The organism is Variovorax sp. GW821-FHT06D12 (assembly GCF_059419205.1).
In genome coordinates this window covers 935,154-958,829 of sequence record NZ_JBWKRI010000001.1, presented here as the reverse complement: position 1 = coordinate 958,829, position 23,676 = coordinate 935,154, and the positions used below count along the sequence as shown (strand labels likewise).

Here is a 23,676-nt window from a genome sequence, read left to right as displayed (position 1 = left end):
ATGCACCTGCTGAGCACCCAGCCCGGACGCTTCGTCGAGGACGATCCGAGCGTCGTCACCCGGCTCGACCAGACGCCGGGCGACATCGTGGTGCTCAGCTCGGCCGACACCACGCTCGCGCTGCTCGCCGCCGCGCGTACGGCGCTGGCGGCCACCGACCCCGGCTACCCCTCGCTGCGGTTGGCCAACCTCATGCACCTGCGCCAGCCCGCGTCGCTCGACCTGTACGTCGACGAGGTGCTGCGGCACGCGCGCGTGGTGGTGGTCGATCACCTGGGGGCCGAATCGGCCTGGGCCTACGGACTGCAGCAGCTCGAGAAGCTCGCGAAGCGCCAGGGCCAGCAGCTCGCGATGTTCTCGGGCGACCTGCAGGAAGACGAAGACCTGCTCGCGCGCGGCACCGCGGCGCGCGGCGTGAGCCGGCAGCTGTGGCAGTACCTGCGCTCGGGCGGCGCGGGCAACGCGGCGCAGTTCCTATGCGCGGTGGCCTTCCACGGACTGGGCCATGGCGAGGCCCCGTTGCCGCCGCGCAGCCTGCCGCAGGTGGCGCTGCATGTGCCGGGCGGCATGGACGCGACACACACGGTCGCGGGCATCGACGACCTGCGCGCCGGCTGGCATGCGGACGCGCCCGTGGTGGCGCTGGTGTTCTATCGCTCGCACCTGCTGTCGGGCAACACCGAGGCCTTCGATGCGCTGGCCGCCGCGCTGCATGCCGAGGGACTGAACCCGCTGCCCGTGGCGCTCGATTCGCTCAAAGACCCGTTGTGCCTCTCCGCGCTGCGCGCGCTGTGCACCGAACACGATGTGCAGCTGGTGCTCAACACCACCGCCTTTGCTGCGTTGGGGCAGGGCGTTTCGGATGAAAGCGGTGAGCCTCTGGCACTCGCGGGCGATGCCCCCGTGCTGCAGGTGATCGTGAGCGGCGGCAACCGCGAAGACTGGCTCGCCGACAGCCAGGGCCTGCGCCCACGCGACATCGCGATGCAGATCGCGCTGCCCGAGATGGACGGCCGCATCGTCACGCGTGCCGTGAGCTTCAAGGGCCTGTCGCACCGCTGCGAACTCACGCAGACCGAGGTGGTCGGCTACCGCCCCGAGCCCGACCGCATCGCCTTCGTGGCCGAGCTCGCGCGCCGCTGGTGCAGCCTGCGCCGCCTGCGCGCCGACGAGAAGCGCGTGGCGCTCATCCTGGCGAACTACCCCGGCAGCGAAGGCCGCATCGGCAGCGGCGTGGGGCTGGACACGCCGGCCTCGGTGATGGCCATCCTGCGCACGATGCAGGCCGATGGCTACACGCTCGACACGCTGCCCGCGGACGGCGACGCGCTGATGCGCACGCTGCAGGAGGGCATCGCCAACGACCCCGCGCAGTGGGCCGCGCGGCCCGCGTGGCAGAGCTACGCGCTCACCGACTACCGCGCCCGCCTCGCGGCGCTGCCCGAGGGCATGGCCGCCGCCATCGACGCGCAATGGGGCCCGCCCGAGCACGACCCGATGCTGCGCCAGGGCCGCTTCATGATCGCCGGGCTGCGGCTGGGCCGCGTGTTCGTCGGCATCCAGCCCGCGCGCGCCCTCGGCCCGCTCGGATTGGCCGACTACGCGAGCTACCACGACGCCGAGCTGGTGCCGCCGCACAGCTACCTCGCGTTCTATTTCTGGCTGCGCGACGTGTTCGCCATCGACGCGGTCGTGCACGTCGGCAAGCACGGCAACCTCGAATGGCTGCCGGGCAAGAGCCTCGCGCTCGCGGCCACCTGCTGGCCTGACGCCATCCTCGGGCCGCTGCCCAACGTCTATCCTTTCATCGTCAACGACCCCGGCGAGGGCGCGCAGGCCAAGCGCCGCACGCAGGCCGTGATCGTCGACCACCTGATGCCGCCGCTCACGCGCGCGGAGAACCACGGCCCGCTGCAGGACCTGGAGCGGCAGGTCGACGAGTACTACGACGCGCTGCTGGTCGATGCGCGCCGCGCCAAGGTGCTGCGCGCGCAGATCCTCGCGACCGTGCGCGCGCAGCACCTCGTCGAAGAGCTGGGCATGCCGGGTGCGGAAGACGATGCCGTGCTGGCGCGCGTCGATGCGTACCTGTGCGAGCTGAAAGAAACCCAGATCCGCGACGGCCTGCATGTGTTCGGCGATTCGCCGCGCGATCGGCTGCGGCGCGACACGCTGCTCGCGCTCGCGCGCTTTCCGGCCGGCGACGGCGCCGGCGAGAACGCCGGGCTGCTCGGCGCGCTCGCAGCCGACCTGCTGCCCGGCGAGGCCTTCGACCCGCTCGACATCGACGCGGCGAAACCCTGGCAGGGCGCGCGGCCCGCGCTGCTGGCGGCCGTGAGCGACGAGGCCTGGCGCCACCAGGGCGACACGCGCGAGCGGCTGGAGCTGCTGGCGCAGCAATTGCTCGAAGCGGACGCCTGCCCGGCCGGACTGCCGCGCACCGCTGCCGTGATGGGCCGCATCGCGCACCGTCTCGCGCCCGCGCTCGATGCGTGCGGCGGGGAAGAACTGCGTCAGCTGTCGCGCGCACTGCAGGGCCGCTTCGTGCCACCGGGCCCGAGCGGTTCGCCCTCGCGCGGCCGGCCCGACGTGCTGCCGACCGGGCGCAACTTCTACGCGGTCGACACGCGCGCCATCCCCACGCCCACGGCCTGGATGCTCGGGCTCAAGTCGGCCGCGCAGCTGGTCGAGCGCCACCTGCAGGAACACGGCGACTACCCGGTGGCGCTGGGCCTGTCGGTCTGGGGCACGGCCACCATGCGCACCGGCGGCGACGACCTGGCGCAGGCCTTCGCGCTCATCGGCGTGCGGCCCAAGTGGGCGCCGGGCAGCCAGCGCGTGGTCGACTTCGAGGTGCTGCCCACCGTGGGCCTCGGGCGTCCGCGCATCGACGTCACGCTGCGCATCTCGGGCTTCTTCCGCGACGCCTTTCCGAATGCCGTGCAGATGTTCGACGCCGCCGTGCAGGCCGTGGCCGCGCAGGACGACGAAGACGCCGAGCGCAACCCGATCCGCGCGCGCATCCTGCGCGAGGCTGCGGCGCTCGAAGCGCAAGGCGTGGCACCCGGCGAGGCACGCACGCAGGCCGGCTGGCGCGTGTTCGGTTCCGCGCCCGGCAGCTACGGCTCGGGCCTGCAGCCGCTGTTCGACCATGGCGACTGGCAGAGCGACGACGACCTGTCGAAGGCCTACGTCGGCGGCAGCGCCCATGCCTACGGCCAGGGCAGCGACGGCGTGCCCGCGGGCGATGCGCTGGTGCGCCGGCTGCGCGCCATGAATGTCGTGCTCCAGAACCAGGACAGCCGCGAGCACGACCTGCTCGACTCCAACGACTACTACCAGTTCCAGGGCGGCATGGCCGCCGCCGTGCGCCACCTGAGCGGGCAGCAGCCGGCGATGTACCACGGCGACCACGGCAACCCGCAGGCGCCGCGCGTGCGCACGCTGAAGGAAGAAATCAGCCGCGTGATCCGTGCGCGCGTGGTCAACCCCAAGTGGATCGACGGCGTGAAGCGCCACGGCTACAAGGGCGCCTTCGAGATGGCCGCCACGGTCGATTACCTCTTCGGCTTCGACGCCACCGCGCGCGTGGTGGGCGACCACCAGTACGCGATGGTGGCCGACGCCTACGTGCTCGACGAGGCCACCCGCGACTTCGTGAACGCGCACAATCCGCGCGCGCTGCAGGACATGCTCAACCGCCTGCTCGAAGCCATGCAGCGCGGCCTCTGGCAGTCGCCCGGCGACTACAAGGACCAATTGGAAAACCTGCTGCTCGACCACGAGCAGCAGATGGAAGGAAGCCCCCGATGACCACAGCCGCCCCGATGCCGGTGCCGTTCCCCTTTGCCGCGATTGCCGGCCAGCCGCAGCTGCGCCAGGCGCTCTTGCTGGCCGCGGTCGATCCCGCGCTGGGCGGCGTGCTCATCGAAGGCCCGCGCGGCACCGCCAAGACCACGGCCGCGCGCGCACTTGCCGAGCTGCTGCCCGGTGCACCTTTCGTCACGCTGCCGCTGGGCGCGAGCCTCGAAAGCCTCGTGGGCACGCTCGACCTCGGGCAGGCGCTCGCCGGCCACGAACTCAAGTTCGCGCCGGGCCTGCTGGCGCGCGCGCACGGCGGCGTGCTGTACGTCGACGAGATCAACCTGCTGCCCGATGCGCTCATCGACTCGCTGCTCGACGCGGCGGCCAGCGGTGTCAACGTGGTGGAGCGCGACGGCATCTCGCACCGGCATGCCGCGCGCTTCGTGCTCGTGGGCACCATGAACCCGGAAGAGGGCACGCTGCGCCCGCAGTTGCTTGATCGCTTCGGCCTGTGCGTGCGGCTGCGCAACCTGCAGGACGCGGCCGAGCGCCAGGCCATCGTGCGTGCGCGGTTGGCTTTCGATGCGGACCCGCAGGGCTTTCGTGCGGCGCATGCGAAGGAAGAGACCGAACTCGCGGCGGCACTGGTGCGTGCGCGCGCGCGCGTGGCGGACGCGGCGGCCTTGCCGTATGGCGATGCGGTGCACGACGCCGTCGGTGCGCTGTGCATCGCGGCCGGCGTGGACGGCCTGCGCGCCGACCTCGTGATGCTGCGCTCGGCGCGTGCACTCGCGGCGTGGGAAGGCGCGGCATCGATCATCGACGACCACGTGCAGCGCGTGGCCGAGGCGGTGCTGCTGCACCGGCGCCATCCCGAGGCCGAAGCGGCCGTGGCGCCCCCGCTGGCGTCACCCGCACCCCGTCGCAACCCAGGCGACGCGCCCGCGCGCAATGCTGGCGACAGCGATTGGGGCGCGATGCCGCCCGAGCCCGTCGGCATCGAGCGCGTGAAACCGCTGCGCCCGCTGATCTCCGCGTCCCAGGCCGCCCCAAAAAAAGCCTGAGCCTCCGGGACGCCGCACCCGCTGGCGCACGCCAGGGTGACCGGAGGCAGGGCACGCAACGGGACGCCTGGCACGGTGCCGCCGCGCGCGGCACCGCATTCGACTGGCCGCGCACGCTCGTCGCCCGCGGTGCGGACCGCCTGCAGGCCGCGCACCTGCGCCATCGCCCACAGGAGGCGCGCAGCGGCGCGTTGCATTGCTTCCTGCTCGACTGCTCGGCCTCGATGCGCCACGACGGCCAGCTCGCGCGCGCCAAGGGCCAGCTGCTCGCGCTGATGCAGGAGGCCTACCAGCGGCGCGACCATGTGGCGCTGCTGTGCTTTGCCGGCGACGTGGTCGAGCTGCGCCTGCCGCCGCGCCGCGCCAGCGCCTGGAACGACGACTGGGTTGCGCCCATCGCGGCCGGTGGCGGCACGCCGTTGGCACTCGGCGTGCAGCGCGCGCAGCAGCTGCTGGCGAAGCACGAGAGCCGCCAGCGCTGGCTCTGGCTGCTGACCGACGGCCGCAGCAACGAAAGCCCCGCGCGTCCCGTCGCGGCGGACGTCGCCTGCGTGATGGACTTCGAGCGCGCCCGCACGCCGCTGCACCGGGCGCGGCAGCTGGCCGCGCAGTGGGACGCGCGCTACCTCAGCGCCTGAATCACAGGATTGCGGGGCGCGCCTCGGCATCCACCGATCGACTTGGAGCGCGCAGGGACATCCGCTGCACGGCATGCCTGTGCACGCGGCGCCTTCGATACTGCCGCGCTCTCAACGAAAGGAAACCCCATGTCCGTCACTCCCCGCCGCGTGGTGCGCGAAGGCGCGTTCAAGCACATCATTGCCGACGGTGTGCAGGTCGGCGACACGATCTATCTCTCGGGTCAGGTGAGCGTGGACGGCGAGGGCCGCACCCTCGGCGCCGGCGACATCGCGGCGCAGGTGCGGCAGGCCTACGCCAACGTGCGCAGCGTGCTCGCATCCTTCGGCGCCTCGATGGCCGACGTGGTGGACGAAACCCTGTTCGTCACCGACATCGACGGCTTCCTCGGCCAGGCCGAGGCGCTCTTCGCCTTGCGCGCCGAGATATTCGGCGGCGAGCCGCAGGTCTCGCAGACGCTGGTGCAGGTGGCGCGGCTGGGCAGCCCGGACTGGCTGATCGAGATCAAGTGCATCGCCAGAACAGCTGCAGCCTGAAGGGCTGAAGGCCTGTTCAGCCAGGCAGTTCGGGTACCGTATGGCATGCGTCCGAAACCCCGTCTCCTGGCCCTTGCGTTGACCCTGGCCATGCCTGCCGCCTTTGCCCAAACCGAGCCGGCCGCGCAGCCCTTGAGTGCCGAAGAGTGCAAGGCGCAGGAAGCCGTGCTGGAGCGCGACATGGCCCTGGCCCGTTCGCGCGGCCAGATGCTGCGCCGGCGCGAGCTGGCCGACACCCTGAGCGCGCTGCAGCTGCGCTGCCAGGCGCTGGCGCCGATGAGCCGCGAAGCGCGCATCGAGAAACTGGAACGCGAGATCCGCGCGCTGCGCACCGAGCTCGAACGCGCGGAGGCGCAGCTGCGCAGCGTGAAGAGCGAGTCGCCCTGAGCCCTGGCGGCTCGCCGCTACCTCACCAGGGCAGGTCGCTGAGTTGCCTGCGCGGGTCCGACACAGCCGGCGCCGCGTCGACCGCTGTGGCCGGCCCGTCTTTCTCCGCCACGGCCTCCACCGGCGCCAGCATCGTCCCGCGGCAGTTCGGCGAGCCGCAATGGCAGGGGTACTTCGAGGGTGGCGAGCCGTCGTCGGCCGTGAGCGAATAGTCGATGAAGAGCTCGTCGCCGGCCTCCACCGCCTCCATCGTCTGGAAGCGCAGCACCATCTCGCCCGCCTCGTCGTACTCCTCGACCGCCTCGCAGTTCGGCTCGCACGAATGGTTCAGGTGGCGCGTGGCATTGCCGCCCTTGGCGCCGTCGATGGTCTCGCCGGTCGTCAGCGTGAACAGGTAGGTGAGCTGGTCGTCCCAGAGCTTGGAGGCGACTTCCTGCTTGGTGTAGCGGCGTCCTTCGTACAGGCCGAGGAAGGCTTCGGCCGGCAGGTCGCGCGTGGCGAAGGCGCCCAGGCCATGCACGCCGCTGGGGCCCACGCGGATGAAGGGAGTGGACGAGGTTCGCTTGGGGGACTTCATGAACGGACGGGGCGCGAGGAATCGGAAGAAAAGGTGGGCTGGGGCTGGAGTGTCGCGGTCATCTCGATCTGGCGTATGACAACGGTGGCGCCGCGTGCGGCCAGGGCGCGGTGCAGCGGGCTGCCCTCGGGCTCGTCGACCAGCCGCCAGCGCGCGCCGGGGCGTGCCTGCGCGAGCGCGTCGAGCAAGGCGTGGGCCGAGGCTTCGTCGGGCGCGGCGGCGTCGAGCAGCATGTGCAGCGGCAGGGCCGGCGGCAGGAGGATGGCGTAGCCGCCGGTTGGCGCGCCGAGGGCCACGGCACCGTCGTGCGCCAGCGCACCTTGCACGGTCGACCACTCGCGGCGCCAGGTCGGGCGCGAGAGGGCGGTGCAGGCCGCATGCATGGTGGCGAGCGTGTCGGTGTCGGGCGTCGTCGAGGCAGCATCGGCACGAGGCTCGAAGCTGCCTTCGAGCACCTCGAGCGTGCGGGTTTCGACGAAACCCGCCTGCTGGTACAGCTGCCGCGCGGGGTTCTGCTCGATGACTTCGAGCTGCACCTGCGCGATGCCGGCCGCCGACAGGTCGCGCAGCTGCGCCTCGATGAGCTGTTTCGCCAGCCCCCGGCGGCGCTGCGCGCTCGCGATGCCGAAGCCTGCGAGGTAGGCGCGCGGCCCGCGCCGGCCGACGAGCGAGAGGCCGCAGGCCTCGCCATTGACGACGATCACGCGCGAGAGGCCCAGGTCGGCCTGGGCGCGCCGCACGTGCCGCTCGAACATCGCGCGGTCGAACGCGATCGGCACGAAGTAGTCTTCGTACGAGCGGTTCCACAGGGCGGTGAGTTCGTCGGTGCCGAAGTTCGCGGCGGGAACGATGTCGAAGTTCATGGCGTGCCGAAGATCAGTTGCGCGGCGCGTCCAGCGACGCGAGGCAGTTCACGATGGCGTCGGCCGCCTCGTCGAGCCGGGGGCCGGGCCGCATCATCAGGTCGAAGCGTGCCGAGGCAAAGCTGCAGACGCGCCCGCGCTGGATGGCCGACATGGCCGACCAGCCGGGGCGCCCCGCCATGGCCGAGATTTCGCCGAGGGCCGAGACCATCAGCACGTCGGGGTTGGCGCGCACCACGAACTCGGGGTTCATCCTGGGGAAGGGGCCGAGCGAGCCCGGCACCGCGTTGGCCAGGCCCAGGCGCGCCAGGGTCTCGCCGATGAAGGAGCTTTCGCTCGCCGCCGCCACGCCGCCGTGCACCTCGAAGTACACGCGCCGCCCCTGCCAGTTCAGCGGCACGCGGGCGCGCGCCGCGTTCAGCCGGGCGTCGAGGCTGCGCCAGAAGGCCTCGCCCGCGCCCGGCTTGCCGGTGGCGCGGGCCACGGTTTCCATCACGCGGCGCATGTCGGCGTGGGTCTTGGCGTCGAGCGCCAGCACCTTGATGCCCAGGCGCTCCAGCGCTTCGGCGGCGCGGCTGCGCGGGCGCAGCAGCACGAGGTCGGGCTTGAGCGCCACGATGCGCTCGATGTTCGCGTCGTCCATGCCGCCCACCTGCGGCAGGCCCTTCACCGCCGCCGGCCAGTTGGCGTGTCGGTCGATGCCCACGAGCCGGTCGCAGGCGTCGAGCGCGCAGACCGTCTCGGTGAGCGAGGGCATCAGCGACACGATGCGTTTGGCGGGCGCCTGCAGTTCGAGCACCCGGCCACGGTCGTCTTCCAGCCGGATGGCACCCGCGTGTGCGGCCGGGCCGATTCCCAGTGCCACGAAGGCCGCAGCCCGGGCGATGTGGCGGAAGGCGGTCGAAAAGGGTGGGCGCTGGGGCAGGGCGTTGGAAGTCATCGGGGCGGGCGGAGTCAGCCCGCTATTGTCGCGGCGCTTGCATCCGCAGCTGGCGCGCCGCTTCTTCCGCCCGCGCGTCGTCCACTTCGCGCAGCACGTTGCTGAGATCGACCGGGCCGGTCTCGCGCACGAAGGTGCCCGTGAGCTCGGTCTCGGGCCGCAGCAGGCCGCGCTCGTAGAGCTGCCAGATCTCGTCGCCGTAGTGCGTCTGCAGCAGCGCGGGCGCGTACTGCCCGAAGAAGTTGCGCAGGTTCTCCACGTCGCGCAGCAGCATGCGCTTGGCGTGGTTGTTGCCCGCCGCATCGACCGCTTGCGGCAGGTCGATGATCACCGGACCGTCCTCGGCCAGCAGCACGTTGAACTCCGACAGGTCGCCGTGCACGATGCCTGCGCAGAGCATGCGCATCACTTCCTTGAGCAGGCTCGCGTGGTGCAGCAGCGCGTCTTCGGGCGAGAAGGCCACGTCGTTCAGGCGCGGGGCGGCGTCGCCGTTGGCGTCGGTCACCAGGTCCATGAGCAGCACGCCTTCGAGGAAGTTGTGCGGCGTGGGCACGCGCACGCCGGCCGCGGCCAGGCGGTAGAGCGCATCGACCTCGGCGCTCTGCCAGATGGCCTCGGTCACCTGGCGGCCGAATTTCGTGCCCTTGGCCATGGCGCGCGCTTCGCGCGTGTTCTTGACGCGGCGGTTCTCGGTGTAGTCGACGGCCTGGCGAAAACTGCGCTTGTCGGCTTCCTTGTAGATCTTGGCGCAGCGCGTTTCGTCGCCGCAGCGCACGACGTAGACCATGGCTTCCTTGCCGCTCATGAGCTGGCGCACGACGCTGTCGATCAGGCCCTCGTCGACGAGGGATTGCAGTCTGGGGGGTGTCTTCATGCGCGCGCCTCCGGCACAGCCAGGGGGCGGGTCGAGAGGAAGGCCCTCAGGCTTTCCGTGCCGATCTGGTAGGCGCCATCATGCCTGTGCGCGGCAAAGCCCAGCTGGCGGTTGATGGCGAGCATGGGCGCATTGACTTCCGCGTTCTGCGTGACGGCCATCACCACCTCGGGATGCCGTTCGCGCACGAGCTGCAACATGATCGCCTTCACGCCCTTGGCCAGTCCCTTGCCGCGCCAATGGCGGGCCACGCCTGTGAGGCGCTGGAACATCCGGTCGGGGTACAGCTGGTTCCAGCTGGCGTCGCACACGGCGACCACCTCGTCATTGGCATCGCGCAGCAGCACGAGAAAGTGCTCGCCGCCGCGCCGGTCGATTTCGGCGTACCAGGCGTGGAAGCCTTCGAGCTCGAAGCGCAGGGGCGCGCGCTCCAGCGCGCTGGTGGGCGCGTCTTCGAGCAGCGCGGACAGCGGCGCCATCAGCGTGGCCAGCCGATCGAAGGGCACGCGGCCCGCGTGGATCTCCAGGCGCAGCCCGTGCGTGGGCGCGAGGGCGTCGGCGCGCCAGCGTGCGAGCGCCGCCCAGTCGAGGCCGGCGAAGGCCATGCGGTTCTCGATGCTGCGGTGCTTTTCGGTCGCACCGATGGCCGCGAGGAACGCCCGGCCTTCCGGCAAGTGGGCCTTGAAGGTCGCGGTGGTGGGGGCGCGCGTCTCCATCAGCGCCAGAAGCCGGTGCAGCAAGGTGCTGGCCACGCCCTGGCGTTGGTGCGATCGCAGCACGCCGCCCCACACGTCGATGAAAGGCGCGAAGGTCGCATAGTCGGGCGAGCCTTCGCGGCGCACGCCCATGTTGAGGCTGCCGACGATGCGCCCCTGTGCGTCCCGCGCGAAGGCGCGGTGCACCACGTGCAGCGGCGTGTGCTGGCGCACGTCCTGCTGGGTGTGGGCGTCGTCGGGCTGCGGCTCGCCCGGAAAGTCTTCGTCGTGGCGCTGGCGCCAGTAGGCCAGGGCCTGCGCCCATTCTTCAGCGGACGCCCGCTGCGGATCGAAAGAAGAAGTCGTGAACTGCCGCGCATCGGCGGCACGGGTTTCAAGCATGGTGAGCCTTGATTCGAAAAGGGAACGGACCGCGCGCGGCACTCGTGTGCCGGCGTGGCGTTGTCTGAATCGGACGGCGTGTCGCGGCAGGACACCGCGAGGGTCGAACGGGCTGGCTGGTGGTGCCTTCAGCGGCACCGGGTGCGCGAAGAGCGCTTCAGCAGCAGTTCGGATGCGACCCGACGAACCGTACGTGGGAGGGAGAGTGAATAGCAGTGTCTTCCATCGCGCACCTCCAGTCCGGTTTGTTGATCGAGGCGTCGAATGTAGCGAGGTTCGCGCGGTCTGTGAAGTGCAAGGCGCGTGCGGCAGAATCCAAAAACCAACAGGGAGATGCCATGAATCCGAAGAAGATCTTCGACGCGGCGGGCGAAGCCGATGTCGACACGGTGCGTGCCTGCATCTCGGCCGGTGCCGACATGGCCGCCGTGAACAAGCAGGGCTTCACCGCGCTGCAATGTGCCGCGGCGGGTACGAACGAAGCCAAGCTCGAACCGATCCTCGCCGTGCTGCAACTGCTGCTCGACGCCGGCAGTCCGCTCGAATACACCGGCACCGGCGGCCGCACCGCGCTGTACCTCGCGGCCGAGTTCTCGCCGACCACAGAGCCGGTGCAACTGCTCATCGACGCAGGCGCCAACCCCGACGTGCGCGACAGCCACGGCAACCACATCACGGAGAACGCGATGGAGGAGGAGGTTGCCGAGTTGCTCTCGCGCATCACCGGCCACGCGCTGCCCGAACCGCCGCCGCCCGAGCCCGACCCGGTGAAGATGAGCGCCGCGCAGTGGCGCGCCGCCGAGGCTCGCATTGCCGAGGTGTTCGCCGCGCTGACGCAGGCAGGCCTGGTCGCGCTGCAGGATGCGGGCGACACGCAGTCCGACGGCTTCTCCGATTGCTCCGAAGCGTTTCGCGAGCGCGGCGGCAAGAAGGCCGGCGTGCACGGCTTCTGCTTCTACACGCGGCAGGACCAGAACCGCGCCAAGCGCACCAGCCAGCTCTCGCTCGCGTTCTGGGGCGCACCCGAAGGCGGCGATGCCGACATGCAGCGCGTCGGCGAACTGGTGGTCGGCCAGTTCCGCGGCGCGGGCTTCGAGGTGCGCTGGAACGGCGCGTCGTCGATGCGGCCTGAAGTCGATCTGCGCGCCTGAGCCTCAGCCCAACGCCGCGCGCAGCCGGGTCGCGAGCTGTCGCGCCTGAGTGGGCGAAGCGACGTTGGTGAAGCCCATCAGCAGCCCCTGGCTTTCGACGGTCGTGGTGCCCCGGGCCGACAGCGGCTGGCAGTTCAGTCCGGCCGATTGCGCGCGGCGCGCCAGCACCACGTCGCTGTCGCGGTGTCCTTCGAAGCGCGCGATCAGGTGCATGCCGCCGGCTTGCAGGTCGATGCGCACGCGGTCACCGAAGGCCTTGTGCAAGGCCTCGACCAGCAGGGCGCGGCGGCGCGCGTAGAGCAGGCGCATCTTCTTCAGGTGGCGCGAGAAATGGCCGTCGCGCATGAAGTCGGCCACCGTGGCCTGCGTGATCTGCGGGCAGCCGTTGGACGCGATGCGCGCCGCGTCCTCGAAGCGTTCGCGCAGCGATTCGGGCACCACCAGGTAGCCCAGCGCGAGGCCCGGGTAGAGCACCTTCGAGAAGCTGCCCGCGTACAGCACGCGGTCGTGCCCGTCGAGGCTCTTGAGCGCGGGCAGCGGCGCACCGGCGTAGCGGTACTCGCCGTCGTAGTCGTCCTCGACGATCCAGGCCTTCGCACGCGAGGCCCAGTCGAGCAGCTGCAGCCGGCGCGCCAGCGACATCGACACGCCCAGCGGCGCCTGGTGCGAGGGCGTGACGACCGCCATGCGCGCCTTCGGCGAGCGGCGCACGCCCCGCGCGACGACCAGGCCTTCGTCGTCCACCGGCACGGGCACCACGCGGTGGCCGGCGCTGTGCAGCACGTCGCGCGTGGGGGCGTAGCCAGGGTCTTCGATCCACACGCGGTCGTCCCTGACGAGCAAGGTGCGCGCCACCAGCGCCAGCGACGCGCGGTAGCCTCCGGTGACGAAGACCTGCGCCGGCTGGCAGTCCACGCCGCGCGACACCCGCAGGTAGGCCGCGATGGCCTCGCGCAGCGGCGCATGGCCTGCGGGGTCGCCGTAGAACAGGTCGGCCGCACTCATGGCGCGTGCACGGCGGGCCATCAGTCGCGCCCAGAGCTTGCGGGGAAAGGCGTCGAGTGCCGGGATGCCGAGTTGCAGCGGCGGTGGGGCGATGGGGCCGGCCAAGGCCGGCGCATCCGCGACGGGGCGTGAGCCGGCGCGCACCGGCCGCAGCACCGGCAGCGACGGCGACACCACCGTGCCCGCCTGTCCTTGCGCGCAGAAATAACCCTCGCCCGTGAGCTGGCTGTAGGCCGCTTCCACCGTGCCGCGCGCCACGCCCAGCTCGCTGGCCAGGCTGCGCGCCGAGGCCACGCGGTCGCCGGGGCGAAGCACGCCGTGTTCGATCGCCGTGCGAAAGCGCTCGTAGACCTGGCGATGCAGCGGGGTCGCGGTCGAGCGGTCGATGCCGGGGAGGGCGTTGTCTTTTGGATCGATCATGGCCCAGTCATTTTGACGATTCTTGGTTCTTTCATCTGGTGCATCCCGATCCTAAGCTCGTGGCTTCGAACAGCCAGCAGGAAAGAAGGACACGCAATGGGCGAGAAGGTATTCGTGGCGGGCGCGACCGGGGCCGTGGGCTCGGCGCTGATCCCGCTGCTGATCGAGGCCGGCCACACGGTGCATGGCGGCACTCGCCGGGCCGATCGTGCGGCGGCGCTGGAGGCACGCGGCGCCACGCCGGTCGTCGTCGATGTGTTCGACGCGCAGGCCTTGCGCGACGCGCTGGTGCGCATCGCGCCCACGGTCGTCATCCATCAGCTCACCGATCTGCCCCGGGACCTGGACCCGGCGCTCATGGCCGAGGCGGTGGTACGCAATGCGCGCGTGCGCATCGAGGGCACGCGGAACCTCGTGGCGGCGACGCTGGCGGCCGGTGCGAAGCAGCTGATTGCGCAAAGCATCGCCTGGGCCTATGCGCCGGGGCCGACGCCGCACACCGAGGACGACCCGCTCGACCGCGGGGCCGAAGGCGGTCGCCGCATCAGCATCGACGGCGTGGCGGCGCTGGAGCGCAGCGTGCTGGGTGCCGTCGGCCTCACGGGCACGGTGCTGCGCTATGGACAGCTGCATGGGCCGGGCACTGCGAACGCGGCACCGAAGGGCGCGAGCCCGGTGCATGTCGAGGCCGCGGCCTGGGCGGCGCTGCTCGCCATGCGGCATGCGCGCGGCGGCATCTTCAACATCGCGGAAGACGGCGCCGAGGTCAGCAGCGAGAAGGCAAAGCGCGAACTGGGGTGGCATGCGGCACTGCGGTCGTCGCAGGAGGTCGCGTCATGAAGGCCGCACGCTGGCATCGCATGCCTTCCGTCGGTGCAGGCCTTGCAGGGCTGTCGCTGGTGCTCGCCGCCGGCTGGGCGCTGATGCCGCGCACCGGCCAGCAGGAGGCCGTGCAGTGGTTCGCTGATGTGTGCAGCGCGGTGGCGCGGCCGATGTTCGCGTCCGCGCCCGTGCCTGCGGGGTCGGAGGCCACGGCGCGGCCGGCGACGCAGGTCAAGGTGCTGTCGTGCGAGGCGCTGCCGCACGTGCCCGGCAAGTCAGTGACGACGGTGCTGGTCGACTTTCCACCGCTGGCCTATTCGCCCGCACACCGGCACCCGGGCTCGGTGACCGCGATCATTGTCGAAGGCACCATCCGCTCGCAGCTGGGCGGCGGCCCGGTGGGCACTTTCAAGAGCGGCGAGACCTTCTTCGAGCCGCCGAACACGCTGCACATGTTCGCGGAGAACCCCGACCCCGTGAAGCCCGCGAAGCTGATGGCGGTGTTCGTCACCGATACCCACTGCGGACCGTTGTTGCTGCCGCCCTGAAGCTTCTGGTGCTGTGCGCACAGCTTCGAGGGAGCGTCAAACGCACGCGCCTTCGGCCCCGGATCGCGCAAGGCCACCGAGGCCGCACGGACTGCGCGCGATTAGAGTCCGGCGATGACCCTGACCTATGCATACCTCGCTGTCGCGATCGTCGTCGAAGTGCTCGCGACCAGCTTCCTCAAGGCCTCGGACAGCTTCACCCAGCTCTGGCCCAGCGTGGCCACGGTGGTGGGCTACGCCGTGTCGTTCTACTTTCTCTCGCTCGCGCTGCGCGTGCTGCCCACCGGCATCGCCTATGCGATCTGGTCGGGCGTGGGCATCGTGCTGATCTCGGTGGTGAGCTGGCTCTGGTTCGGCCAGACGCTCGATGCGCCGGCCATCGTCGGGCTCGGGCTGATCATCGCCGGCGTGGTGGTGGTCAACGTGTTCTCGAAGTCGGTGGGGCACTGAGGCATGGGCACGATCGAACAGCTGCTGCCCCGCTTGCCCGCCGGCACGACATGGACCCCGGCCAGCGAGGGCGAGTCGGGCGATGCGGTGTTCCGCCGCAGCGATGGCGCGGCCTTCGCGAAGGTGTCGCTAGGTGTGGGCGCCACGCAGCTCGACGAGGAGCGCCGGCGCACCGAGTGGCTCGCGCCGTACAACGTCGGCTCCGCGCGCGTGCTCGACTGGCGCGTGACACCCGAGGGCGCCTGCCTGGTCACGGCCGCGGTGCCGGGCGTGCCGGCCAGCGACCTGCCGGCGGCCGAGCTGCTGCGTGCCTGGCCGTCGATGGCGCGGTGCCTGCGCGCGCTGCACGAGATTCCGGCGGGCGAGTGCCCCTTCGCGCGCCCGCTGGCGGCGATGTTCGACCGCGCCGCCGATGTGGTCGCACGCGGCGCGGTGAACCCGGAGTTCCTCGACCCCGACCAGCAGCAGGTACCGCCGCCGCACCTGTTGGCGCGATTGCACGCCGACCTGCCGCACCGGCTGGCACAGGAAGCGCAAGACCTCGTGGTGTGCCACGGCGATGCCTGCCTGCCGAACTTCCTCGTTGACCCGCAGACGCTGCAATGCACGGGCCTCATCGACGTGGGGCGGCTCGGCACGGCGGACCGGTATGTCGACCTGTCGCTGCTGCTGGGCAATGCGCGCGAGAGCTGGCGCGATGCGGCCGACGCGCGCGCCGCGCATGCCTCGCTCTTCACGCAGTTGGGCATCGACACGCCCGACGACGGTCGGCTCGATTTCTATCTTCGGCTCGACCCGTTGACCTGGGGCTGATGGCTGCGCAGGGGCGCCGCATTGTTTCCTTTTCGGGAACGCCGTGGTTCTTTTTGCTGCGGGTTTTTACCTAGATCCCGCCGCACAATTCATCTCACGGACCGGCCTCCAAAGCCGGTCCGGATGAACAGGCTCCGAGCGAGTTGGCCGCCCTTCAAGAAGAGGGACGGTGACCCACCCCAGACCGGTTCAAACCATCCAAGCCAACACTTGTACTACTGAACTGAATTGAAGAAGGAAACCGCCATGAACGCCTCGAAGATCCTCTCCGCCGTTGCTGTTGCCCTGATGGCCGTCGCCGGTGCCGCCCACGCTGAAACCTACGAAGGCGTGCATCGCCTGACCTCGGCCGCCAGCCGCGCCGACGTCGCCGCACAAGCCGTCGTGGCCGCGCACAGCGCCGACCCCTATGCCACCGGTGCCGAGGCAGGCCCCGCCCAGGTGTTCGTGTCGACCGTGAGCCGTGACGCCGTGCGCGCCCAGGCCGTGGTGGCCGCTCGCAGCGAGAACCCCTACAGCGAAGCCGTGACGTCCCGCGTGGCCCCGGTGCTGGCCAGCGGCCTGGACCGCGCCAGCGTGCGCGCCGAGGCCCGTGCCGCCGCACGCGGCGAAGCACTGCCGCTGTAATCGATCGGTCTGACAGGCAGGCGCGCGCACTCGGCCCTACGGGGCGGGTGTCGGCGGGCCAGGGAAAGAAAAACCGGCCTTGCGAAAGCAAGGGCCGGTTTTTTCACGAACGGAGTGGGGCGGTCGTCAGAAGCAGCGTTCTTCGATCGTGCCCACGCGGTCCGGATAGAAAGCCACGTAGTCCTTGATCGGCGCGACCGACTCGTAGGGTGACTCGTAGGTCCACACGGCATTCACCGAGCGCTCGCCGCCGGCTGGAATGCTGTAGTAGGCGCACTCGCCCTTGTACGGGCAGTAGGTCGCGTGCGTGGTGCGCTCCAGCAGCGACATGCGCACGTCCTTGCGCGGAAGGTAATGCACCGTGCCGAAATGCGACTCTCGCAAGGTCAGCGCCTCGCGCGAGCTGGCAATGACATGGCCTCCCACCGACACCACCACGCGCAACGGATTCGGCGTGATGGTGATCGCATGGTCGGGGCCCGGAATCTTGACGGTGCGTTCTGGCGTGGCGAACATGGACAAGCTCCTTCGGACGAATCGGCGGATGCGCATCTTGCTGCGTTGTCGCGACGATTTGAAGTCTCCCGCGAATCCACCTGCTCCCGGCGTGGTTAAAGGCGGCCGGGCTCGAAAACCAAAGTTTCAGATTCGCTGTTTTTGCGGTGCACACCGAAGCCCGCGCGGCCCGGCTCGATGTGTTCGCGCAGCGTGAGCGCCGGAATTTCGTAGTCGCCGCCGTTCTGCCGGCGGAACGCGATCGGGTCGGTGGTCCACAGCGTGTCTAGCCGCTCGCCCAGCTCGCCGGTGATGCGCGCATAGGCTGCGGCATCGACCTTGCCCGTGCGGTGCACCACGAAGGGCGGCAGCACGTCGAAGCCCGGGTAGTAGAGGATGCCGTGGTGGATGGGAAACAGCAGGTCGTCCATCGGCCCGTTGATGCCGCGCGGGGCGTAGTGCGAGGCCCAGCCGCCGGTCGTCACCACCAGCATCGCGCGCTTGCCGGCCAGCGTGCCTTCGCCGAAGCGATCGCCCCAGTGTGTATCGGAATGTTCGCCCACGCCGTAGGCAAAGCCGTAGGCGTAGATGCGCTCGATCCAGCCCTTGAGGATGGCGGGCATCGAGTACCACCACAGCGGGAACTGCAGGATCACCGTGTCGGCCCAAAGCAGCTTCTCCTGCTCGGCGGCGATGTCGGCAGTCTGCGTGCCACCCTCGAAGGCGCGCAGTGAGTCGAGCACGGGGTCGAAGGGCGCGGCGGTGTCGCGCGCGGGGAAGTCGTCGGCGTCGAGCGCCGGCTTCCAGCGCATCGCGTACAGGTCGGACACGCGCACGGAATGGCCGGCGCTGGTGAGGCGTTCGACCATGAAGCGATGGAGCGATCCGTTCAGCGAGGCGGCTTCGGGATGGGCAAGGACCAGCAGGATGTTCACGGTGTCAAAGGGTTCGAGTGAAGATGCCCTCAGGTTAGGGATTGCCAAGCTATATTGGAAATGAATAGTTTGAATGCCAGGTATCGCCATGAACAATTTCAGCCGCATCGACCTCAACCTGCTGGTCACGCTCGACACCTTGCTGGCCGAGCGCAACGTGACCCGCGCGGCCGAGCGCCTGAACCTTTCGCAGCCCTCGGTGAGCGTGCAGCTGGCCAAGCTGCGCGAGCTCTTCGACGACCCGCTGCTCGTGCCCGCGCAGCGCGGCATGCGACCCACCGCACGCGCCGATGAACTGCGCGAGCCGCTGCGCGAAGCCCTCGCATCGCTGGGCCGCGCGGTGGCGCCCAGCCAGCCCTTCGACCCGGCCAAGGCGACCACCACCTGGCGCGTGGCCGCGGCCGACTACGCCGAGTCGGCCATCCTGCTGCCCGCGCTGGCCGGCCTGCGCGTGGCCGCGCCCAACACCCGGCTGGCCGTGGTCGAGGCCGTGCCGACGCGCATGGCGCGCCAGCTCGAGCAGGCGGAGATCGACCTGTTCTTCCACACCAGCGTCGGTGCGCCACCCGGCCTGCACCGGCGCGTGCTGTTCCACGAGCGCTACGTGCTGGCCGGTCGGGCAGGGCACCCGCGCCTGAAGCGCCGTCCCACGCTCGCGCAGTTCTGCGCGCTGGAGCATGTGGTGGTGTCGCTCAGCGGCGGCGGCTTTGCCGGGCCGACCGACGAGGCGCTGGCGGCGCAGGGCCTCATAAGGCGCGTGGCGCTGTCGGTGCCGCACTTTCTTTTCATGATGTCCGTGCTCGCCAGCACCGACATGGTCGCCATGCTGCCCGAGCGCCTGGCGCGCGGCGCACCGGGGCTGCGCGTGGTGGAGGCGCCGCTGGAGGTGCCGGGCTACGAGATGGCGATGCTGTGGCACGAGCGGCGGCATCGCGACCCGGGACATCGGTGGCTGCGCGAGCAGATCGCCCGCAGCTTGTAGCGTCTGCCGCCCCCTTCGCCGGCATCGGCTTTTCGCCATGACGACGCAGAGCTTGCCGCTGCGGGCGTACAGTCGAAGCGTGGGCCTGTCGGGGCTCTCTCTGCACGAATGGAGGTCGAAGATGGCCCAGCACGCAATTACCGCGGTTCACTTCAAGGACGGAAAGGTGGACCTCGTCGCCATTCACCCGGTCGTGGAGAAGGAGTTCGGTTCGACGGAATTTTCCCTTGGCACCGCACAGCGCGTCAGCGTCGGCGAATGCGTCAAGCTCCTTGCGGCCGGCGAGGAGGTGTGCCTGGCCCGGCGCACTGAAAACCACGGCTGGGAAGTCATTTGCGACGCCCGGCTCTTGCCGGGCGGGACCGCTTTCGCCGGCGTCGACATCCTGGACCGTCCCACCGATGCCTTGCTGCAGCTTCCTGCGTGGGACTAGGTCACCGGGCGCCCGCGCTGGATGCAGCTGTGAAGGGCCGTCAACAAGTCGCCGACGATCGGTTCAGCCGGAGACGCTCTTTGTGTGACGGAAGAAGTTCTCGGGGTCGTACCTGCGCTTGAGCGCCGCGAGTTTGTCCAGGTTGGCCCGGCCGTATGCGGCTTCGATGCGGTCCTGGCCCTCTTCCTCCGTCAGGAAGTTGATGTAGGCCCCGCCTGTCGAGCAGGCGCGCGTCGCTTCGAAGCAGTCCCGCGCCCACTGGATGTGGATGTCGTCGTCGCCCGGCTTCTCCCAGGAGCCCGCGATGTTCAGCACATAGGCCGCGTCCCGGTTGCCCGCCGGCGAATGCCCGGCAGGCAGCTCGCCCAGCGCACCCTGTATCTGGAACAGGAGGATGGCCGAATGGGGCGATTGAATCCGGCCCGCATGCGTCACGGCGAGGTCGATGGTCCGCTGATCGATGCCTGGCAGGTAGTGCGACTTCCAGTAGTAGCGCCGTCCCTTGGGCTGCGTGGCGTCGAGCAGGCTCTGCATCTGCGTGTAGGGCCGGCGCGTCACGATGTCGGCCACCGGCTGACCGAGCCTGCGCAGCGGTGCGATCAATGCTTCTCCCTCTTCGACCTTGCCGGTGTAGCAGACGAAGATGGCCACGATCGGCTTGCCGTGCACCTCCTTCGGGAGCCAGGGGGCCGGCGGCGCGATCCGCAGAACCGCCACGCTGGTCAGTTCGCGCGGGGCCTCTGCGCTGAACGCACGGTAGGCGTCGAGAACCTGCCGGGCGTCGTCGCCGCTCCATGCGATCGCACCGCCCAGGATTTCGGGGCCGACGGGAAAGAGCCGGTACTCGAAGGAGGTGACGATGCCGAAGTTGCCGCTGCCACCGCGCAGCGCCCAGAACAGGTCCTCGTTCTCGTCCGCAGACGCACGCAGGACCTCGCCGCCGGCCGTCACGACCTCCATCGAGACCACGTTGTCGCAGGTCCAGCCGTGGCGACGCGTGAGGTAGCCGAATCCGCCGCCGACGGTGAGGCCTGCAATCCCGGTGGCAGACACAAAACCGAGCACGGCGGCGAGCCCGTGCAGCTGTGTCTCGCGGTCGACGTCGCCCAGCGTGCAGCCCGCTTGTGCGCGCGCCGTGCGGCGCGCTGGATCGACCCAGACACCTCTGAGCAGCGACATGTCGATCATGAGGCCGCCCTCGCAGACCGCGAGCCCTGCGATGTTGTGGCCGCCGCCGCGCACGGAACTCAGAAGCCCGTGCTGGCGCGCGAACCGGACGGCCTGCACGACATCGACCGTGCCGGTGCAGCGCGCCACCAGGCCAGGGCGACGATCGATCATCGCGTTCCAGACCTTGCGCGACTCCTCGTAGGCCGGGTCCTCCGCGGTCAGCACCTGGCCTTTGAACGTGGCCTTGAACGCCTGCAGGATCTCCGGTGAAAGGTCCACGGTCCCGCCGTCCATGCGTGTGAGTTGGATCGTCATGAGTCGTCTCCGAAAAGAGTGAGGAAGTCGGGGGCAGCTTGCGCGTGACCCGGCGAGCGAACAAGTCCAGAATCTGAAGCGTTGCCGCTCTGGAGACGAGGCGATGGAAAACACCTACGGTCAGTTCTGCACCGTCGCCAGGGGGGCCGAGGTGTTGTGCGAGCGATGGACGCCGCTGGTCGTGCGCGAGTTGCTGTGCGGCAGCAAGCGCTTCAACGACCTGCATCGCGGCGTACCGCGAATGTCCACCAGCCTGCTGGCGCAGCGGCTTCATCGCCTCGAGGAATTCGGTGTCGTGCGCCGCAACACCGTCGGCAAGGTGTGGGAATACAGCCTCACCGAGGCCGGCGAGGAACTTCGACCCATCGTCATGGCGCTGGGCCATTGGGGTGCGCAATGGATCGGCAGCCGCCTGCGCGACGACGAACTGGATGCGGGCCTGCTCATGTGGGACATGCGCCGGTTCGCGTGCATTCAGGAGTTCCCGCCCCGGCCCGTGATCATCCACTTCCAGCTGCGCGACGCACGGACGCGCGAGCGCACGTGGTGGCTCGTGGTGGAGGACGGCGTGGCCGATCTGTGCCGCGACGACCCGGGGCGCGAGCTGACGCTCGTGGTGGATGCCTCCGTGCGCGCCTTGACCGAAGTGTGGACGGGCGATCGCACGCCTGAACAGGCGCTTCAGTCGCGCGAGATCCGTGTCGATGGGGCGAGGTGCGACGCGCAAGACCTGTGGCGGTGGCTGGGCACCAGCGTGTTCGCCTCGACACGTCGCGCTGCGGGACGGAAGTTGCCGGACGGCCAATCTTTGGCGCCGTAGCTGCTCACGGCGAGCCAGCTACGCCGGCGCAAGGTCCTCGTGGATGCACAGGAAGTTGCCTTCCGTGTCCTTGAACCACGCCGCCTTTTCCGAACCGAGTACGCAGACATGGTCGACCGTCTTCAGGTCGGGAAAGTCGTAGTCCTCGAACACCACGCCGGCGCGCTTCAGCTTCTCGATGCTGGCGGCGATGTCCGGCACCTGGAAGCTGATCGCTGTGTGGTCGGCCTTGGTGCCTTCGGGTTTGGGGAACAGCGCGAGCGTGCTGCCGCCCACCGTGTAGACAAACTTGCCGTCGGGCCGCAAGCCACCCGCCTTCAGGCCCAGGCAGCCTTCGTAGAAAGCACGCGCGCGGTCCATGTCCTTCACGGGGAGCATGGTCGTGACAGACGAGTCGGACAGCATGGTGGGTCCTTTCGCACAGTTCGGCGCAGCGGGTGCCGCTTGGCGGCATGGCCTTGGCTGGCCGGGTGGTGGTCAGCTTACGCCTGAGGCGGGTGCGATGCCAGTGCGGTGGGTAACCTGTTTGGTGATGCGAGGCCCTTCGTGAACTCGCCTCAGGTGTTCAGGAAGCAGCGCGTCGTCGCCATCATCCGCACGTTCTTCGTCGAGTTGACGGAGGGCGTGTGCAAGAGGCGCAGGTCCATCAGGAAGACGTCACCGGCGCGTCCTGACATCTCGACGAGGCCGAGGCCCAGTGGGTGAAGGCTTTGCGCCAGGTCGCCGGTCGTCTTCAGAAGCTGCCTCAGCTCGGAGGCCGCAACCCGCCCCGGCGTGCCGACGCGATGCGATCCGGCCAACGCCAAGGTCGCGCCGCCGCCGGGTGCCACGTCGTCGATCAGGAAGAAGGCCTGGATTCCCGGCAGCGGATCTTGCGGTCGGGTCGAGACGTCGACGTGCCAGTTCAGCCCGGTGAGGGTCGAGGCGCCTTGAAGGGGCGGGGACAGCAGCAGCTGCGTGTCCTGGATGGCGGTCGGGGTGCGCCCACCGAGTCGGGTGACGCAGTCGATCAGCGCCGGCGTCACCAGCGCTTCATGCACGCCGGGCACCTTGACGAGCGCCGACAGCTTGCCGATCTGCTGGAAGACGGGGAGTTTGTGCAGCGCGCCGGGCAGGCTCTTTCCACCGGACAAGGCTTTCAGGCGCTTGATCTCATCGAGCAGCTTCTGCCGCAGGCCCGCGATCTGCTTGTGCGGATGGAAGCCTTCCAACCGCACATAGCCCTTGTCGATGAAGAAGTCGGCGTGAGAGGGGGTCATGGCTTGAAGCGGCCGCGCAGTCCGCTAATGAACGTCGCGCGGCGTGGAAGCAAGAATACAAGAGCGGCTGCACAGGGCGGGCATGGCTAACATCGGCCCAAAGCAGATCAAGGAGGACGCAGGATGACGGTGGTGGCAGAGACTTTGCGGATGGCGACGCTGCAGCAGCTCGGCGCGTCCGCGCCCTTGGTGCAATTGGCGATGGGCGAGTGCCTCCATGAAGTGTTCCGCACGGTCTGCCTGGGGCCGCCGTTCCTTGCGTACCACGGCGCCCGCGCACCCGACGGGCCGCCATGGGTTCCGCTGTGGGATCGCGGCAGCCGGGTCACGGGCCTGCGCGCACATCCGGATGGCCTGGAGTTCGTCGAGTTCAGCGTGGAAGACCCTCGCGCGTTCGAGCGGATCGCGTTGACCGAGCAAGGCTTCTGGGTGACCCGCTTCGACGCGCTGTATGAAAACGATGTGCCCGAGAGCGTCCTGCACGAGGCCGCACGGCGGGTCGGGTTCCGGTATCTGGATCAGCACCTGGCTGCGAGGGAAGAGGCCGAGGAGCGATTGAGTACCTTCAGCGATCACCGCCTGTGGCTGCAAGGCCTCGTGGCGGACATCGATCGACAGGCCAGCGAGGCCTGACCGCAGTGTTCACACGA

General features: G+C 69.8%; 26 protein-coding genes. 15 read left to right on the top strand and 11 right to left on the bottom strand.

Annotated features, from left to right (window positions below; genetic code table 11):
- From cobN to AC07SQ_RS04470, 5 genes are all read left to right on the top strand, one after another.
- On the top strand, positions 1 to 3,813 hold the full coding sequence (gene cobN, locus AC07SQ_RS04490) for a cobaltochelatase subunit CobN (RefSeq protein WP_495270620.1): 3,813 nt from the start codon (positions 1 to 3) through the stop codon (positions 3,811 to 3,813).
- Positions 3,810 to 4,868, top strand: coding sequence for a magnesium chelatase ATPase subunit I (locus AC07SQ_RS04485; RefSeq protein WP_495270621.1), 1,059 nt, complete (start codon positions 3,810 to 3,812; stop codon positions 4,866 to 4,868). The genes cobN and AC07SQ_RS04485 overlap by 4 nt, the downstream gene beginning before the upstream one ends.
- Before the next feature lie 191 nt (positions 4,869 to 5,059).
- On the top strand, positions 5,060 to 5,506 hold the full coding sequence (locus AC07SQ_RS04480; protein ID WP_492727504.1) for a vWA domain-containing protein: 447 nt from the start codon (positions 5,060 to 5,062) through the stop codon (positions 5,504 to 5,506).
- A gap of 129 nt (positions 5,507 to 5,635) precedes the next feature.
- Positions 5,636 to 6,043, top strand: coding sequence for a RidA family protein (locus tag AC07SQ_RS04475; protein WP_492727503.1), 408 nt, complete (start codon positions 5,636 to 5,638; stop codon positions 6,041 to 6,043).
- A gap of 90 nt (positions 6,044 to 6,133) precedes the next feature.
- Positions 6,134 to 6,430 carry a DUF1090 family protein gene (locus tag AC07SQ_RS04470; RefSeq protein WP_487863337.1) on the top strand — a complete coding sequence of 99 codons (297 nt, stop codon included), beginning with the start codon at positions 6,134 to 6,136 and terminating at the stop codon, positions 6,428 to 6,430.
- A gap of 22 nt (positions 6,431 to 6,452) precedes the next feature.
- On the opposite strand, the gene AC07SQ_RS04465 is transcribed toward AC07SQ_RS04470, so the two are convergent.
- Genes AC07SQ_RS04465 through AC07SQ_RS04445 form a run of 5 tightly spaced genes read right to left on the bottom strand, consistent with a single transcriptional unit; the run spans position 6,453 to position 10,781 of the window.
- Positions 6,453 to 7,007: an SET domain-containing protein gene (locus tag AC07SQ_RS04465; protein ID WP_495270622.1), complete on the bottom strand. Its 555-nt coding sequence runs from the start codon at positions 7,005 to 7,007 to the stop codon at positions 6,453 to 6,455.
- Positions 7,004 to 7,870 carry a GNAT family N-acetyltransferase gene (locus AC07SQ_RS04460; protein ID WP_495270623.1) on the bottom strand — a complete coding sequence of 289 codons (867 nt, stop codon included), beginning with the start codon at positions 7,868 to 7,870 and terminating at the stop codon, positions 7,004 to 7,006. Before AC07SQ_RS04460 ends, AC07SQ_RS04465 begins: the two co-directional genes overlap by 4 nt.
- A gap of 13 nt (positions 7,871 to 7,883) precedes the next feature.
- On the bottom strand, positions 7,884 to 8,810 hold the full coding sequence (locus tag AC07SQ_RS04455; RefSeq protein WP_495270624.1) for an ABC transporter substrate-binding protein: 927 nt from the start codon (positions 8,808 to 8,810) through the stop codon (positions 7,884 to 7,886).
- Positions 8,811 to 8,832: 22 nt separating this feature from the next.
- Positions 8,833 to 9,684, bottom strand: a complete 852-nt coding sequence (locus tag AC07SQ_RS04450; RefSeq protein ID WP_062481482.1) for a PA4780 family RIO1-like protein kinase — start codon at positions 9,682 to 9,684, stop codon at positions 8,833 to 8,835.
- Positions 9,681 to 10,781 (bottom strand): GNAT family N-acetyltransferase, encoded by a 1,101-nt coding sequence (locus AC07SQ_RS04445; protein ID WP_495270625.1) that lies wholly within the window; start codon positions 10,779 to 10,781, stop codon positions 9,681 to 9,683. The genes AC07SQ_RS04450 and AC07SQ_RS04445 overlap by 4 nt, the downstream gene beginning before the upstream one ends.
- Before the next feature lie 338 nt (positions 10,782 to 11,119).
- On the opposite strand from AC07SQ_RS04445, the gene AC07SQ_RS04440 reads away from it, so the two are divergent.
- Entirely contained in the window at positions 11,120 to 11,932 is an 813-nt protein-coding gene (locus AC07SQ_RS04440; protein ID WP_495270626.1) for an ankyrin repeat domain-containing protein, read from the top strand.
- A 3-nt stretch (positions 11,933 to 11,935) separates the two neighbouring features.
- On the opposite strand, the gene pdxR is transcribed toward AC07SQ_RS04440, so the two are convergent.
- Entirely contained in the window at positions 11,936 to 13,357 is a 1,422-nt protein-coding gene (gene pdxR, locus AC07SQ_RS04435) for a MocR-like pyridoxine biosynthesis transcription factor PdxR (protein WP_495270627.1), read from the bottom strand.
- 96 nt (positions 13,358 to 13,453) lie between these two features.
- On the opposite strand from pdxR, the gene AC07SQ_RS04430 reads away from it, so the two are divergent.
- From AC07SQ_RS04430 to AC07SQ_RS04410, 5 genes are all read left to right on the top strand, one after another.
- A complete protein-coding gene (locus AC07SQ_RS04430) occupies positions 13,454 to 14,197 on the top strand; it encodes an NAD-dependent epimerase/dehydratase family protein (RefSeq protein WP_495270628.1) in 744 nt (247 codons plus the stop codon).
- Positions 14,194 to 14,727 carry a cupin domain-containing protein gene (locus tag AC07SQ_RS04425; RefSeq protein WP_495270629.1) on the top strand — a complete coding sequence of 178 codons (534 nt, stop codon included), beginning with the start codon at positions 14,194 to 14,196 and terminating at the stop codon, positions 14,725 to 14,727. Before AC07SQ_RS04430 ends, AC07SQ_RS04425 begins: the two co-directional genes overlap by 4 nt.
- 114 nt (positions 14,728 to 14,841) lie before the next feature.
- A complete protein-coding gene (locus tag AC07SQ_RS04420; RefSeq protein ID WP_062481473.1) occupies positions 14,842 to 15,177 on the top strand; it encodes an SMR family transporter in 336 nt (111 codons plus the stop codon).
- 3 nt (positions 15,178 to 15,180) lie between these two features.
- Entirely contained in the window at positions 15,181 to 15,990 is an 810-nt protein-coding gene (locus AC07SQ_RS04415; RefSeq protein WP_495270630.1) for an APH(3'') family aminoglycoside O-phosphotransferase, read from the top strand.
- 246 nt (positions 15,991 to 16,236) lie between these two features.
- Positions 16,237 to 16,617 carry a helicase SNF2 gene (locus tag AC07SQ_RS04410; protein ID WP_095947133.1) on the top strand — a complete coding sequence of 127 codons (381 nt, stop codon included), beginning with the start codon at positions 16,237 to 16,239 and terminating at the stop codon, positions 16,615 to 16,617.
- 126 nt (positions 16,618 to 16,743) lie between these two features.
- Here the strand turns inward: AC07SQ_RS04410 and AC07SQ_RS04405 are convergent, their stop codons facing one another.
- Both AC07SQ_RS04405 and AC07SQ_RS04400 read right to left on the bottom strand, forming a co-directional pair.
- Positions 16,744 to 17,133 (bottom strand): DUF427 domain-containing protein, encoded by a 390-nt coding sequence (locus AC07SQ_RS04405; protein ID WP_062481469.1) that lies wholly within the window; start codon positions 17,131 to 17,133, stop codon positions 16,744 to 16,746.
- 95 nt (positions 17,134 to 17,228) lie between these two features.
- Positions 17,229 to 18,047 (bottom strand): NAD(P)H-dependent oxidoreductase, encoded by an 819-nt coding sequence (locus AC07SQ_RS04400; protein WP_495270631.1) that lies wholly within the window; start codon positions 18,045 to 18,047, stop codon positions 17,229 to 17,231.
- Positions 18,048 to 18,135: 88 nt separating this feature from the next.
- Between AC07SQ_RS04400 and AC07SQ_RS04395 the strand changes: the two genes are divergently transcribed.
- Positions 18,136 to 19,029 carry a LysR family transcriptional regulator gene (locus AC07SQ_RS04395; RefSeq protein ID WP_495270632.1) on the top strand — a complete coding sequence of 298 codons (894 nt, stop codon included), beginning with the start codon at positions 18,136 to 18,138 and terminating at the stop codon, positions 19,027 to 19,029.
- A 121-nt stretch (positions 19,030 to 19,150) separates the two neighbouring features.
- Positions 19,151 to 19,462, top strand: a complete 312-nt coding sequence (locus AC07SQ_RS04390) for a hypothetical protein (RefSeq protein WP_095747647.1) — start codon at positions 19,151 to 19,153, stop codon at positions 19,460 to 19,462.
- Positions 19,463 to 19,525: 63 nt separating this feature from the next.
- Here AC07SQ_RS04390 and AC07SQ_RS04385 read toward each other — a convergent pair whose 3' ends face one another.
- Positions 19,526 to 20,947, bottom strand: coding sequence for an FAD-binding oxidoreductase (locus tag AC07SQ_RS04385; protein ID WP_495270633.1), 1,422 nt, complete (start codon positions 20,945 to 20,947; stop codon positions 19,526 to 19,528).
- 103 nt (positions 20,948 to 21,050) lie between these two features.
- On the opposite strand from AC07SQ_RS04385, the gene AC07SQ_RS04380 reads away from it, so the two are divergent.
- Positions 21,051 to 21,767: a winged helix-turn-helix transcriptional regulator gene (locus AC07SQ_RS04380; RefSeq protein ID WP_492740838.1), complete on the top strand. Its 717-nt coding sequence runs from the start codon at positions 21,051 to 21,053 to the stop codon at positions 21,765 to 21,767.
- A gap of 18 nt (positions 21,768 to 21,785) precedes the next feature.
- Here AC07SQ_RS04380 and AC07SQ_RS04375 read toward each other — a convergent pair whose 3' ends face one another.
- A complete protein-coding gene (locus AC07SQ_RS04375; RefSeq protein WP_495270634.1) occupies positions 21,786 to 22,172 on the bottom strand; it encodes a VOC family protein in 387 nt (128 codons plus the stop codon).
- A 152-nt stretch (positions 22,173 to 22,324) separates the two neighbouring features.
- Entirely contained in the window at positions 22,325 to 23,026 is a 702-nt protein-coding gene (locus AC07SQ_RS04370) for a phytanoyl-CoA dioxygenase family protein (RefSeq protein WP_495270635.1), read from the bottom strand.
- Between the two features lie 123 nt (positions 23,027 to 23,149).
- Between AC07SQ_RS04370 and AC07SQ_RS04365 the strand changes: the two genes are divergently transcribed.
- On the top strand, positions 23,150 to 23,659 hold the full coding sequence (locus AC07SQ_RS04365) for a hypothetical protein (protein ID WP_495270636.1): 510 nt from the start codon (positions 23,150 to 23,152) through the stop codon (positions 23,657 to 23,659).
- Positions 23,660 to 23,676: the final 17 nt, after the last annotated feature.

What these genes read in the sequence shown, in the direction of transcription:
- AC07SQ_RS04405 (WP_062481469.1), bottom strand. Translation starts at nt 17,133, where the DNA reads ATGTTCGCCACGCCAGAACGCACCGTCAAGATTCCGGGCCCCGACCAT.
- AC07SQ_RS04390 (WP_095747647.1), top strand. Translation starts at nt 19,151, where the DNA reads ATGGCCCAGCACGCAATTACCGCGGTTCACTTCAAGGACGGAAAGGTG.
- AC07SQ_RS04460 (WP_495270623.1), bottom strand. Translation starts at nt 7,870, where the DNA reads ATGAACTTCGACATCGTTCCCGCCGCGAACTTCGGCACCGACGAACTC.
- AC07SQ_RS04450 (WP_062481482.1), bottom strand. Translation starts at nt 9,684, where the DNA reads ATGAAGACACCCCCCAGACTGCAATCCCTCGTCGACGAGGGCCTGATC.
- AC07SQ_RS04395 (WP_495270632.1), top strand. Translation starts at nt 18,136, where the DNA reads ATGAACAATTTCAGCCGCATCGACCTCAACCTGCTGGTCACGCTCGAC.
- pdxR (WP_495270627.1), bottom strand. Translation starts at nt 13,357, where the DNA reads ATGATCGATCCAAAAGACAACGCCCTCCCCGGCATCGACCGCTCGACC.
- AC07SQ_RS04415 (WP_495270630.1), top strand. Translation starts at nt 15,181, where the DNA reads ATGGGCACGATCGAACAGCTGCTGCCCCGCTTGCCCGCCGGCACGACA.
- AC07SQ_RS04485 (WP_495270621.1), top strand. Translation starts at nt 3,810, where the DNA reads ATGACCACAGCCGCCCCGATGCCGGTGCCGTTCCCCTTTGCCGCGATT.
- AC07SQ_RS04425 (WP_495270629.1), top strand. Translation starts at nt 14,194, where the DNA reads ATGAAGGCCGCACGCTGGCATCGCATGCCTTCCGTCGGTGCAGGCCTT.
- AC07SQ_RS04430 (WP_495270628.1), top strand. Translation starts at nt 13,454, where the DNA reads ATGGGCGAGAAGGTATTCGTGGCGGGCGCGACCGGGGCCGTGGGCTCG.
- cobN (WP_495270620.1), top strand. Translation starts at nt 1, where the DNA reads ATGCACCTGCTGAGCACCCAGCCCGGACGCTTCGTCGAGGACGATCCG.
- AC07SQ_RS04440 (WP_495270626.1), top strand. Translation starts at nt 11,120, where the DNA reads ATGAATCCGAAGAAGATCTTCGACGCGGCGGGCGAAGCCGATGTCGAC.
- AC07SQ_RS04410 (WP_095947133.1), top strand. Translation starts at nt 16,237, where the DNA reads ATGAACGCCTCGAAGATCCTCTCCGCCGTTGCTGTTGCCCTGATGGCC.
- AC07SQ_RS04380 (WP_492740838.1), top strand. Translation starts at nt 21,051, where the DNA reads ATGGAAAACACCTACGGTCAGTTCTGCACCGTCGCCAGGGGGGCCGAG.
- AC07SQ_RS04385 (WP_495270633.1), bottom strand. Translation starts at nt 20,947, where the DNA reads ATGACGATCCAACTCACACGCATGGACGGCGGGACCGTGGACCTTTCA.
- AC07SQ_RS04475 (WP_492727503.1), top strand. Translation starts at nt 5,636, where the DNA reads ATGTCCGTCACTCCCCGCCGCGTGGTGCGCGAAGGCGCGTTCAAGCAC.
- AC07SQ_RS04370 (WP_495270635.1), bottom strand. Translation starts at nt 23,026, where the DNA reads ATGACCCCCTCTCACGCCGACTTCTTCATCGACAAGGGCTATGTGCGG.
- AC07SQ_RS04470 (WP_487863337.1), top strand. Translation starts at nt 6,134, where the DNA reads ATGCCTGCCGCCTTTGCCCAAACCGAGCCGGCCGCGCAGCCCTTGAGT.
- AC07SQ_RS04420 (WP_062481473.1), top strand. Translation starts at nt 14,842, where the DNA reads ATGACCCTGACCTATGCATACCTCGCTGTCGCGATCGTCGTCGAAGTG.
- AC07SQ_RS04465 (WP_495270622.1), bottom strand. Translation starts at nt 7,007, where the DNA reads ATGAAGTCCCCCAAGCGAACCTCGTCCACTCCCTTCATCCGCGTGGGC.
- AC07SQ_RS04375 (WP_495270634.1), bottom strand. Translation starts at nt 22,172, where the DNA reads ATGCTGTCCGACTCGTCTGTCACGACCATGCTCCCCGTGAAGGACATG.
- AC07SQ_RS04445 (WP_495270625.1), bottom strand. Translation starts at nt 10,781, where the DNA reads ATGCTTGAAACCCGTGCCGCCGATGCGCGGCAGTTCACGACTTCTTCT.
- AC07SQ_RS04455 (WP_495270624.1), bottom strand. Translation starts at nt 8,810, where the DNA reads ATGACTTCCAACGCCCTGCCCCAGCGCCCACCCTTTTCGACCGCCTTC.
- AC07SQ_RS04365 (WP_495270636.1), top strand. Translation starts at nt 23,150, where the DNA reads ATGACGGTGGTGGCAGAGACTTTGCGGATGGCGACGCTGCAGCAGCTC.